The sequence below is a fragment of the Vibrio sp. 10N.247.310.24 genome (genome assembly GCF_041467175.1).
Classification (GTDB): domain Bacteria; phylum Pseudomonadota; class Gammaproteobacteria; order Enterobacterales; family Vibrionaceae; genus Vibrio; species Vibrio tasmaniensis_A.
In genome coordinates, this window is record NZ_JBFSUD010000007.1 from 98,503 (window position 1) to 109,398 (window position 10,896).

12 protein-coding genes are annotated in these 10,896 nt (G+C 43.4%); 5 read left to right on the forward strand and 7 right to left on the reverse strand.

Features of this window, described 5'->3' with window-relative positions; all coding sequences use genetic code 11:
* The first annotated feature begins 43 nt into the window (after window positions 1-43).
* Together AB6E08_RS03935 and AB6E08_RS03940 are read left to right on the forward strand one after the other, a co-directional pair.
* Window positions 44-724 carry a hypothetical protein gene (locus AB6E08_RS03935; RefSeq protein WP_372064699.1) on the forward strand — a complete coding sequence of 227 codons (681 nt, stop codon included), beginning with the start codon at window positions 44-46 and terminating at the stop codon, window positions 722-724.
* A 121-nt stretch (window positions 725-845) separates the two neighbouring features.
* A complete protein-coding gene (locus AB6E08_RS03940; RefSeq protein ID WP_009846421.1) occupies window positions 846-1,046 on the forward strand; it encodes a DUF4250 domain-containing protein in 201 nt (66 codons plus the stop codon).
* 156 nt (window positions 1,047-1,202) lie between these two features.
* Here AB6E08_RS03940 and AB6E08_RS03945 read toward each other — a convergent pair whose 3' ends face one another.
* Window positions 1,203-2,114 (reverse strand): LysR substrate-binding domain-containing protein, encoded by a 912-nt coding sequence (locus AB6E08_RS03945; RefSeq protein ID WP_009846422.1) that lies wholly within the window; start codon window positions 2,112-2,114, stop codon window positions 1,203-1,205.
* 281 nt (window positions 2,115-2,395) lie between these two features.
* On the opposite strand from AB6E08_RS03945, the gene metE reads away from it, so the two are divergent.
* Window positions 2,396-4,744, forward strand: a complete 2,349-nt coding sequence (gene metE / locus AB6E08_RS03950; RefSeq protein WP_372064696.1) for a 5-methyltetrahydropteroyltriglutamate--homocysteine S-methyltransferase — start codon at window positions 2,396-2,398, stop codon at window positions 4,742-4,744.
* Window positions 4,745-4,845: 101 nt separating this feature from the next.
* Here the strand turns inward: metE and AB6E08_RS03955 are convergent, their stop codons facing one another.
* The 6 genes from AB6E08_RS03955 to AB6E08_RS03980 form a co-directional block, all read right to left on the reverse strand.
* Complete coding sequence (locus tag AB6E08_RS03955; RefSeq protein WP_029223165.1) at window positions 4,846-5,244, reverse strand: GspS/AspS pilotin family protein; 399 nt, start codon at window positions 5,242-5,244, stop codon at window positions 4,846-4,848.
* A 1-nt stretch (window position 5,245) separates the two neighbouring features.
* The gene (locus AB6E08_RS03960; RefSeq protein ID WP_012603655.1) at window positions 5,246-5,542 is read right to left on the reverse strand and encodes a YciI family protein; all 297 of its coding nucleotides are present in this window, start codon (window positions 5,540-5,542) and stop codon (window positions 5,246-5,248) included.
* A gap of 209 nt (window positions 5,543-5,751) precedes the next feature.
* The gene (yciA, locus tag AB6E08_RS03965; RefSeq protein WP_009846426.1) at window positions 5,752-6,150 is read right to left on the reverse strand and encodes an acyl-CoA thioester hydrolase YciA; all 399 of its coding nucleotides are present in this window, start codon (window positions 6,148-6,150) and stop codon (window positions 5,752-5,754) included.
* Window positions 6,151-6,345: 195 nt separating this feature from the next.
* Complete coding sequence (locus AB6E08_RS03970; RefSeq protein WP_135443344.1) at window positions 6,346-6,966, reverse strand: septation protein A; 621 nt, start codon at window positions 6,964-6,966, stop codon at window positions 6,346-6,348.
* Between the two features lie 161 nt (window positions 6,967-7,127).
* Window positions 7,128-7,376, reverse strand: coding sequence for a hypothetical protein (locus AB6E08_RS03975; protein WP_012603658.1), 249 nt, complete (start codon window positions 7,374-7,376; stop codon window positions 7,128-7,130).
* A 285-nt stretch (window positions 7,377-7,661) separates the two neighbouring features.
* The gene (locus AB6E08_RS03980) at window positions 7,662-8,549 is read right to left on the reverse strand and encodes a LysR substrate-binding domain-containing protein (protein WP_135443342.1); all 888 of its coding nucleotides are present in this window, start codon (window positions 8,547-8,549) and stop codon (window positions 7,662-7,664) included.
* Between the two features lie 181 nt (window positions 8,550-8,730).
* Here AB6E08_RS03980 and hisC point away from each other — a divergent pair, with 181 nt between their 5' ends.
* Both hisC and AB6E08_RS03990 read left to right on the forward strand, forming a co-directional pair.
* Window positions 8,731-9,864, forward strand: coding sequence for a histidinol-phosphate transaminase (gene hisC / locus AB6E08_RS03985; RefSeq protein WP_135443340.1), 1,134 nt, complete (start codon window positions 8,731-8,733; stop codon window positions 9,862-9,864).
* Window positions 9,865-9,874: 10 nt separating this feature from the next.
* Window positions 9,875-10,648, forward strand: a complete 774-nt coding sequence (locus AB6E08_RS03990; RefSeq protein WP_371704966.1) for an ABC transporter substrate-binding protein — start codon at window positions 9,875-9,877, stop codon at window positions 10,646-10,648.
* Window positions 10,649-10,896 lie beyond the last annotated feature (248 nt).

A 10,896-nucleotide genomic window follows, 5' to 3' on the forward strand; every position in this document is an offset into this window, starting at 1 on the left:
TTGATATTATTCGCGAAAATAAGTTTGAAGAAGTAGATCCACAATGGTCGAAACGTTATTAGTACAATTTGCTCCGATGCTATTAGGAGCCCAACTGATCTTAACCCTCATCTTAGTGAAAGGGGATATTTGCCCGGGACAACGTGGCCGCATTCACAAGATGTTGCCTGCAATTGGCGTGCTTTGGCTTGCCGTTGCCTCATTAAGAATTGAAGCATTTCTTGTCGTGTTCGCGATCTTTTATTTCTATTCTCAAGTTCAAACCAAGAAGACTCGAGATTCTGGCCCTATTTGGGTGATGTATTTAGCTTGTGGTTTAGCACTGTCATACGTTGCTATACAAGCGACGGAGCAAGCAACCACAGTCGGTATTATTAGCACTTTATTACTCGTGGTTTTATTGGGGGCAGCGTTTGGTCATTTACTGCTGACGATTGCAAGAACACGCTTACAGGCTTTTCACCGTGTTCTGCCCGTTGTTGGTGTGCTGACGGGGATGTTGGTGGTTTTGGCGACGGTCATCAATGTTTACTCTCTGTCTGAAGCTCAATTAGAGCCAATGATTTCAACTCTGCTGTTTAGCTTTGCTTTGCTAATCTCAGCTATCGTGGTGTGGTGTTGGCATTTATTGTTCGTTAAAACCCCTGAAAAGCTTCAGCTGACTATTTCATTTTTGATGTTATTGGCGGCGGCTGTTGGTTTAACGCCAGTTTGGGCGATGTAGGCGGTTACTGATCTCACAAGCCTTTCGGTGTTGAATCGAAAAAGTGTGATCTGTTTTTTAGCGTGGTGTTGGTAAGCGTTCTAAACTTAAATCTAGTCGGTGTGTTCGTTAGGAGTACGGGATGGATTTAAGCAACGTCAAAGGTTTCGATAGCATTATTTTGCTGGGAATCGTGAATGAAAAACTTCGCTTAGAATGCGATAGCTTTGAAGAGCTGATCAGTATGTATGAAATGGATATAGAAAGTGTCGTGGGCAAGCTTGATATGTTGGGCTATCAATACGACCCACTGACTAATCAGTTCAAGTCTTACTCAAGATAAGCTCACAATGAGAGTTTCTTCTATCGTGGATTAACACTCATTACCTGTTGTCGGTATTGGCAATAAAAAAGTCACAGATAATCTGTGACTTTTTTTGTTTCTGGCGCATATCTATCAGGTTCAACGCAGGCATAAACTAACCCAACAACGAGTCTCTTAAACGACCTCAATGCCATCTAGGTGACTCTTACTTTGCTGTCTTGCCGTGCTAAAGAAAGCTTGTAGGTAACGTTTGTCTTTTTCTGAGTTTCTTACCGCTGCGAACAACCTTCTTGAAAGCCCGTTACCCAATGGTTTACTGGCGATTAACCCTTGTCTCGAAAATTCACTGATTGCCCAATTTGGCAACGCAGCAACCCCTAAGCCTGCCGATACCATTTGCACCAGCATCAATGTGTTGTCTGCTTGTTTCCATTTCTTTGGTTCAACGCCTGCTGGTTGCAAAAAGTGTTTCACTACATCGAGACGCTGTTTTTGAACCGGATAAGAGAGCATGGTTATATCGCTAAGATCTTGCGGTTCTATGCTCTGTTTTTCTGCCAAAGGTGAGTTGATTGCAGTGATCAAACGCATCTCAAAATCAAAGAGAGGTTCGTAGTGAACCTCAGAGCGAGGCTGAATGTCTGATGTGATCACCAAGTCGAGTTCGCCTGCCATTAGTGCGGGTAGGGGTTCAAAGCCAAACCCTGACGAGAAATCAAGGGTTACACTTGGCCAAGCAACTTGGTACTCCTTCAAAGCGGGCATTAACCATTGGAAGCATGAGTGACACTCGATCGCCATGTGCAATCGACCATTCACATCTTCTTTTAGGCTTGCGAGTTCGTTTTCAGCTTTGGCGATTTGTGGCTGTATCTCATCAGCCAGTTTTAACAAGATTTCGCCTTCCGAGGTAAATTTAACCGGCCTTGTTTTACGCAAAAAAAGCTGACCGCCAATTCGAGCCTCAAGGTCTTTCAACTGGTGAGAAAGTGCCGACTGAGTCAGATGAAGAGAAGTTGCAGTCGCGGTTAGCGAGCCGCTGTCTCTCAAGGTGGTCAATGTTCGAAGGTGTTTAAGCTCTATCATGAGTATTCCTCATATTCCCTAAGCTAATTCAATATTTCTTAATAATCACCCTACGGTGTTTTCTTTCATTTGTAAACGTCTGGATGTCCAGATGGATTTAATAAATTAGCAGTTAGATTATCAAAGATGAAAATTATTAATAAACAAGATGAATATTTGGACCTTGTTCATCGTTCAGATTAGGGAGATAGTTTAGCCATCCAGACGCCTCGGTTGAAAGTTAAAACTACGGACTAAACCGTCTGACCGGAAATTAAAATTATCGAATAAGGAACAGACACATGACGACAACAACGCATATTCTTGGCTACCCACGTATCGGTGAAAAACGCGAACTCAAATTCACTCTCGAGAAGTACTGGCGCGGTGAGATCGATCAATCTGAGCTCAAGCAGACCGGCAGTGAATTAAGAAATCGTAACTGGAATGTACAAGCTGACGCGAATCTAAGCTTTGCAACTGCGGGTGACTTCGCATGGTATGACCATGTACTAACTACGACTCTACTTCTAGGTCACGTTCCCAAGCGCCATGCTGGTGGATCAGAAGATGAAAAATCCTTCCCAGATTTAGATACCTTGTTCCGTGTAGGTCGCGGTCAGTCTCAAGTTCAATCTACTTGCTGCGGTGGTTCGCATACGTCGAATGATGTCACTAAAGACAGTTCAGCTGCTTCTGACATGACCAAGTGGTTCAACACTAACTACCACTACATTGTTCCTGAGTTCAGCAAAGATGACTCTTTTGAAGTAAGTTGGCCTCAACTGTTTGATGAAGTGAATGAAGCGATTAAAGCAGGACACAAAGTTAAGCCTGTACTCCTTGGGCCACTCTCTTACTTATACCTAGGCAAAGAAGTGGAAGAAGGGTTTGACCGCTTATCTCTACTTCCTCGCCTTCTTACCGCGTATCAAGCCATTTTGGCAAAGCTCTCAAAGCTTGGCGTAGAGTGGGTCCAAATTGATGAGCCAATCCTGGCTTTGGAGCTTGATAATCAGTGGGTAGATTCATTCAAGCTGGCTTACCAAGTGATTCAAGGCGATGTAAAACTACTACTTACCACTTACTTTGATTCGGTCACAGATACATTAGATAAAATCGTAGATCTGCCTATAAACGGCTTACATATCGACTTAGTAGCAGCACCGCAGCAACTCGATGAAGTGGTTAATAAGTTACCGGAAGATTGGGTACTTTCTGCGGGTGCAATCAATGGACGCAATGTGTGGCGAGCTGACTTAGCCGCGCAGCTTGAGTTACTGCAACCTGTGAAAGACAAACTAGGAGATAAGCTTTGGATCGCAAGTTCATGTTCATTGCTGCATAGTCCTGTTGATTTGGAGTTAGAAGAAACGCTTAGCGAAGAAGTGAAGAGTTGGTTTGCCTTCGCAAAACAGAAAGTCACCGAGGTGAGCTTGTTGGGTGCGGCGTTAGACGGCGATCAAAATGCCATTTTGGCGTGTGAGACTTACAGCCAACCAATTGTTGCCCGTAAGAACGCGACTCATGTGAACAAGCCACAAGTTCAGGCTCGTATCAATACCATTACCAAAGCACTGGCAGAACGCAGTGCTCCATACGCAGAGCGCGCAGCGCATCAGTCTGAAGTTCTCGGGTTACCGCTGTTACCAACGACAACCATTGGTTCGTTCCCACAGACAGGAGAGATTCGTCTTCAGCGTAGTGCTTACCGAACTGGCAAACTGAATGAAGCGGAATACACAACCGCATTGAAAGGTCATATTGCTGATGCTGTTAAGCGCCAAGAAGCCTTAGATTTGGATGTGCTTGTGCATGGTGAGGCGGAACGCAATGACATGGTGGAGTACTTTGCAGAAAACCTAGCCGGCTTCCAAACCACTAAGTTTGGTTGGGTACAAAGTTATGGCTCTCGTTGCGTGAAACCGGCGATTGTGGTTGCGGATATTGAGCGTGAAAAACCAATGACGGTCGAGTGGTCGACTTATGCTCAATCTCTAACTTCAAAGCAGATGAAAGGCATGCTCACAGGGCCAGTGACTATCTTATGTTGGACATTCCCACGTGAAGACATCTCACGCAAAGAGATCACTAACCAACTGGCGTTTGCTCTACGTGATGAAGTGTCTGATTTACAAGACGCAGGTATTAACATTATCCAAATCGATGAGCCTGCTATTCGCGAAGGTTTGCCTTTGAAAAAACGCGACCATGCAGAGTACTTAGAATGGGCAGTGGATGCCTTTAAGATCTCAGCGGCGAGTGCTAAACCAGAAACTCAGATTCATACCCATATGTGTTATAGCGAGTTCAACGAGATCATTGATTCAGTGGCCGCGCTAGATGCCGATGTGATTACCATTGAGACTTCTCGCTCGAACATGGAATTGCTGAAAGCGTTTGAAGAGTTTAACTATCCGAATGCGATTGGACCTGGCGTTTATGATATTCACTCGCCAAACATCCCTTCAGAAGAGTGGATTGTAGATTTACTTAAGAAAGCGGCAGAAAAAATACCTGCAGAACGTTTGTGGGCAAACCCTGATTGCGGATTAAAGACTCGTAACTGGGCAGAGACAGAAGCGGCACTGACTAACTTAGTTTCGGCGACGAAGACACTGCGTAAAGAGTGGGGATCCGCTGAGGCATAATTTAGTCTAAGATTTGATTGACCCTCTAATCTACGATGAACCACAAAAAAGGCCTCGCATTTGCGAGGCCTTCTGGTTTTATGCTTGTTCGAATATCGAATCTAGCTGCTGCTCTGGCAAGTCTCTTTGCTGATCAGCTTTTCAACCATCAGTTGTCCGCGAGTATTGCGAATTTTGATGTTGTAAGCTAAGCCCATGTCGAGGTTAGCTCTTACTTCAGAGTTGGTGCAGTAGCTATTCACACTCATATCTACAACTTGGTTTAAAGGCTTAGCACCTTTTGCATCTTGGTTGTAGATCATCATGATTTCGACGACAGTATTTTTTGCTAGCACACGCATGATAGAGAGTGGACCATACTCAATAGGTAGGCCGGCAGATAAAACGCCCGCACGATGGTGAGCCATCATCTCTAACTGTCTTTGTTTGTCTTGTTCACTTGATGAGCTACAGCCTGCGAGTAGGGCAATAGCCAGTGACCCAATAATCCATTTTTTCACGTTAAAATACTTTCTTGAATGGTTTAACAATTACATTCTGGTAGACACCAGCAGCGATGTACGGGTCTGCATCAGCCCATGCTTGTGCGTCTTCCAAAGAGTTGAATTCAGCAATAACAGTAGAACCAGTGAAGCCTGCTTCGCCAGGGTTATCGGAGTCAATTGCTGGCATTGGACCTGCTGTTAACAGTCGGCCTTCATCGTGAAGTGTTTGTAGGCGTTCTAGATGTTGTGGGCGAACACTTAGGCGTTTTTCTAATGAGTTTTCGACGTCTTGAGAAAAAATCACGTACCACATGTTGAGATATCCTTATGTTACTTCACTGAATGAGAGCGATTAAATTAGTTATCTGGCTAATTTACGCGAACTAATCGGTATTGGAAGAGTTAATGATAAGAAATTGTGAATTGGTGCGAGGTGAATTGGTACGAGAGAGTTGTATGGTCTTTAGTAATTTCATTTGCTGAAACTAAAGACCATTTGCGTTAATGGCTTAATGAAAAACGTTATTTGTTGATTGAGCGAGGTTTACCGCTTTCGTCCACGGCAACGTAGTTGAATGTCGCGCCACATACCTTGTAACGATCGCCAATACCGTGATCAAGTACAGGCTTCACCCAGACTTCTAGGTCGATATTCATCGAGCTACGGCCAATCTTGGTGCAGTCGCCATAAACACAGACCACATCGCCAACCGACACTGGCTGTTTGAATTCGATGCTTGATACTGACACGGTGACTATCTTGCCGTTAGAGATCTCTTTCGCCAGTATCCCGCCAGCAAGGTCGAGCTGAGACATTATCCAACCACCGAAAATCTGGCCTGCTGCATTGGTATCAGAAGGCATCGCCAAAGTGCGAAGAAGTAAAGAACCAATCGGGTTCAAAGTTGATTGAATAGTCATTGTTGTACTCTTAATGGTATTGATTGTTTTAAATTTAAATAGATGTGTTTGCGGGGTTCGCGGTGGTCGTATTTTTAACGTATTCACCGAACACAAACAATCAGTGGCCAATGATCACGAGTATCATTGGCCACTGTTAAATCGCATATTGATAATAATTGTATCAAAAAGGGGATGGGGACTCATCCCTAAGGGTTATTTCTCCTCGGTATTTTTACCTGAGAGCTCTTGTTGCGTATCGTTTTGTGTTTCTTGGTCTCTTTGCTGATGCTTATCTTTTGGCAAATGTTGGTCTTTTGGTAAATGTTTATAGATATAAACGCCCGTTAGTAAGGTAAATGCAAAAGTAGCGATCAGTAAGCCAAACACTTTGAAGTTGACCCACACATCCAATGGCAGGTTGAAAGCAACGTAAACATTGAGGATCGCACACAATGTGAAGAACAGAGTCCAAGCCCAGTTGATCTTGCCCCATACTGCTTCAGGAAGAGAGATCTCTTTACCCAACATGCCTTTAATCGCTGATTTGCCCATTAGGTGACTGACTGTAAGGCCGATAGCAAATAGCGCATAAACGATGGTCACTTTCCATTTTATGAAGTTGTCATCATGCAAAAAGATGGTCATGCCACCAAATACGGCAACCATTAGAAAGGTGATGATCTGCATTTTTTCTACTTTCTTGTAGATGGTGTACGTCAAAATGATTTGTACTGCGGAAGCAACAATCAATGCACCTGTAGCCGTGTAGATGTCGTACATCTTGTAAAGCGCAAAGAAAATAATGAGAGGAATGAAATCAAGAATTTGCTTCATGTGGCACTGACTATCCAGTTAGTTGAGTTGCAGACAGTCTAACCAAAACTGTCTCGATGCTAAATAGCTCGAGACAATTGGATGCCAATTAATTACATCTAACCGTTTTGGCGAGTTTAACCCCAATAAAGGATTGAAGCGCCCAATCGAGATTAAGAACGTTATTGCATTGATGTGGTTTGGTAGCGAGGTATTAGCTTCTTGATATCTTCAAGGTAACCTTCGCTCTTTAAACTGTCTAAGGTATTCTCGAGCTCTTGTTCACTCATGGCAAAACATGTCGATTTGCCGGTCGTTAGGTCAAGGTATTCGTGATATTCACGCTCTGTGAAGTGGCCAATTCTGTCCATTAATAGGGTTTTAATTCCATGGTGAATTAAGCCGTAATATGTATGTCTTTGTAAGGTCATAGCCTATCCTCCGTGACAAGCTGCAATGTTATTGGTGCAACCTGCTGTATATTGGTTGGGTTATCTATGACAAAGCAATTCGAATGCCATTTAATCCATTGGGGTAGAATTTCTGACGTAAAAAGTTGAATTAATTTTCTTTTCAACTAGTTAAAGAAACGTTCGTTCTAAACTCTAAACACCAATACGTAGCTACCGGAAAATAGTTTCATTTTGAGAACGGTAAAATTCTCATTATGACGATCTATTAAAGCTACAGTGGGGGCTTACCCAAGATGATTGCCGCTAATCGACGAGCCAATCAACCAGCGTAGATAAGGATGTATTTTGTCGATTCTTGGGTTGCAGTAAGAAGTAACCATTTCCAGAGAAGACACTGCCTTCACTCACTTTCACCAATCTACCCAAATCAATATCTTGCTTGGCCAGCGTTATGTCGCCTATGGCAATACCAAACCCTTGAATGGCGGCGTTCATCGCTTGATCGAGCGTCGCGAATTGTTGGTTGTTCTTGCTTGAAAGGTCGTGGCTGCCTATGTGTTCCAACCAAAGCCGCCAATCACTCTGCTCATTGTTGGCGTGCAACCAAGTGTATTGAGCGAGCTTGTGTGGCTTGATGATAGTAGAAGCGCTACTTACAAGATGGCTTTGCGTAATGCTTTGCGCTTGGCAAACGGGCGCTAGCTGCTCGTTAAACAATAACTGGCTGATAATCGATTGCTGGTTTGGCTTCTTACCATAGGTAATTACGGCGTCAAACGGGTCAAAGCTTGGTTCGAAGACGTGCTTGATGGTCGACGTGAGTTCGACATCAATTTCAGGATAGGCTTGCTGAAAAGACATCAACTTAGGCAGTAGCCAAGAGGTGATACAACTTGGTGCGTTGAGCTTGATCTTCGATGGAGAGCTGGCAATTTGATTTAACGCCGATTGCAGTTGTTGGATGGTATCTTGAATCAGCGGAACCAGTTCTTCTCCCTTAGGTGTTAATGACAAACCGCGAGCATGTCGGTAGAAAAGATCGCACCCGAGACTTTCTTCAAACGACAATACCTGACGACTCACTGCACCTTGCGTAACATTGAGCTCATGTGCCGCGCGCGTAAAGTTGAGATGCCTTGCCGTAGACAAAAATGCGAGCAAGGTTTTGGTTGAAGGAAGTGTGCGATTCATATCTTTACCTATGAGTTTTTGTCATGGCTATTATGTGATTATTTCGATTCATTTATCAATAGTGTTCTGTTTGAATGTAAATACTTAGTCATCATTTGTGATTCAATATGTGTATAGGTCACATTTATTGAATATGAAGGCAATGATGAAGACATTGTGATTTTGTGAAAGGGATAGCTTCTTGACATCTTTTATTGATAGCTTAGTGCCTCAGGCTGTAAAAAAATTAATACCTTATCAATCGGCAAGAAGAATTGGTGGTGATGGGCGTGTTTGGTTAAACGCTAATGAATTGGAAAGCTCGCTGTTTCAAGGAGAAGCAAGTCACAACCGATACCCAGACTTCTTACCACAAGATATTGCTAAGGCTTACCAAGATTACTGTGGCACTGATGCCGCGACGGTTGCTGTCCGTGGTGCAGATGAAGCGATTGATTTGCTGATTAGAACATTCTGTAAGCCGGCGAGCGACAACATACTTATCTGTTCTCCAACGTATGCTATGTATGAATTTTGCGCCGATGCATTGGCGATAAATACCTTGGACTCCCCATTGCAGGAAGACTTCAGCCTTAACGTCGCTGATATAGTGAATAAAGCGGAATTGGCTAATATCGTGTTTCTTTGCTCACCAAACAACCCTACGGGCAATGTGATCCCTAAATTGGATTTGATTCAGGTACTGGAAGGCACGATTGGCAAGTCGCTAGTGGTGGTCGATGAAGCGTATATCGAATTTGAACCACAAACGTCAGCGGTGAGCCTTATTGAGCGTTATCCGCATTTGGTTGTGATTCGCACCTTGTCTAAGGCGTTTGGACTCGCAGCCGTACGTTGTGGCTTTATCTTAGCGAGTCAAAATGTGATGCAGTATGTAGCTAAATTAATTCCACCGTATCCAATGCCAGATTGCTCATCTCAAATCGTGCTAGACGCATTGTCTGATGAACGAATTGCGTTGATGGAAAGCGCGACGTTAAAGTTGGTTGAATTGCGTAATCGGTTTGCTTGTGAGCTAACGCGGTTTGAATTTATAGAACAGGTTTACCCTTCATCGACTAACTTCGTTTTGCTACGTCAAAAACCGGGGCACCATGTGTTTAGCGTATTGGCGAAGGATGGCATCGTGACAAGAAACCAAAACCATGAACCAGCTTTGCGTAACTGTGTTCGAATCAGTATTGGTAGCCAAGAGAGCATGCTAGAAGTGATAACGTCACTAACACGCTACCAAACCGAATTAGAAAAGAATCAACAAGGCAAACAATCTCAGCATAAAGAAACTCAATCTCAACTCGATAAAGATCATATCTAGGATGGCAATGATGAAAAAGATAATACTAGGACTCGCTTGTGCGGCCGCTTTACTTGGTACAACGGTACAGGCGAAAGAAATCCGTTTGGCGTCAGACTTTACGTATCCGCCATTCAACTATAAAAACAGTGACGGTGTGCCTGTCGGGTTTGATATTGAGATAGCTGACGCTTTGTGTGAGCAAGCTAAATTAGACTGTACTTGGGTTTCACAAAATTGGGATTCGCTAATTCCAAGCTTATTGGCAAGAAAGTCAGATGTGATTATGGCTTCGATGCGTATTACTGAAGAGCGTAAGCGCAAGATTTTGTTTACTGATAAGTACTACCAAACTCCAGCCGTATTTGTTGCAGCTAAAAGCGTGGAGTTCAGCGTAGATGAGGCAGGCTTAACAGGCAAAACCATAGGTGTTCAGCAAGGTACGATTCACGATCGTTACGTAACCGACAAGTTTGGCGATGTGGCAAACATTAAGCGTTATACCGGCCAAGATGAAGTCTATCTGGATATGCAGAATGGGCGTCTAGATTTAACGTTTGGTAACTCTGATCAACTTTCATTGGCTTTCTTAGATAAGAAAGAAGGTGAGGGTTTTGAATTCAAGGGTAAAGCGGTAACAGACAAAGCCTACATTGGCGAAGGTACGGCTTTAGCACTAAGAAAGCAGGATTCAAAACTGGCGAAACAATTCAATGCCGCGATTGAAGAGATTAGAGCAAATGGCACCTATGATAAGATCGCAGCGAAGTACTTCACATTTGATATCTATGGCGCTGATTTGTAATTCGCCTAACATCTGAAAGTAGAACACAAATAAAAACCCGAGGGCTGTGAGGCTCTCGGATTTTTATTGGCTCCAAAAGACCATTGTTTAAGTGTTTAAGTGTTTAAGTGTTTAAGTGTTTAAGTGTTTAAGTGTTTAAGTGTGTAGTTGGGAAGGGGAGAAGAGACGTACAAAAAAAGCCACTCGACTGAGTCAACACCTATCATTTAAGGTGTTTAGATCGCACAGTGTAGCGAGTCTTACTAAAA

Bases quoted from the DNA above. Each gene is read 5' to 3' on its own strand.
- yciA (WP_009846426.1), bottom strand. From the start codon at position 6,150: ATGACTATTCAATCAACTTTGAACCCGATTGGTTCTTTACTTCTTCGC.
- AB6E08_RS03980 (WP_135443342.1), bottom strand. From the start codon at position 8,549: ATGAATCGCACACTTCCTTCAACCAAAACCTTGCTCGCATTTTTGTCT.
- AB6E08_RS03970 (WP_135443344.1), bottom strand. From the start codon at position 6,966: ATGAAGCAAATTCTTGATTTCATTCCTCTCATTATTTTCTTTGCGCTT.
- AB6E08_RS03935 (WP_372064699.1), top strand. From the start codon at position 44: ATGGTCGAAACGTTATTAGTACAATTTGCTCCGATGCTATTAGGAGCC.
- metE (WP_372064696.1), top strand. From the start codon at position 2,396: ATGACGACAACAACGCATATTCTTGGCTACCCACGTATCGGTGAAAAA.
- AB6E08_RS03940 (WP_009846421.1), top strand. From the start codon at position 846: ATGGATTTAAGCAACGTCAAAGGTTTCGATAGCATTATTTTGCTGGGA.
- AB6E08_RS03945 (WP_009846422.1), bottom strand. From the start codon at position 2,114: ATGATAGAGCTTAAACACCTTCGAACATTGACCACCTTGAGAGACAGC.
- AB6E08_RS03975 (WP_012603658.1), bottom strand. From the start codon at position 7,376: ATGACCTTACAAAGACATACATATTACGGCTTAATTCACCATGGAATT.
- AB6E08_RS03990 (WP_371704966.1), top strand. From the start codon at position 9,875: ATGAAAAAGATAATACTAGGACTCGCTTGTGCGGCCGCTTTACTTGGT.
- AB6E08_RS03960 (WP_012603655.1), bottom strand. From the start codon at position 5,542: ATGTGGTACGTGATTTTTTCTCAAGACGTCGAAAACTCATTAGAAAAA.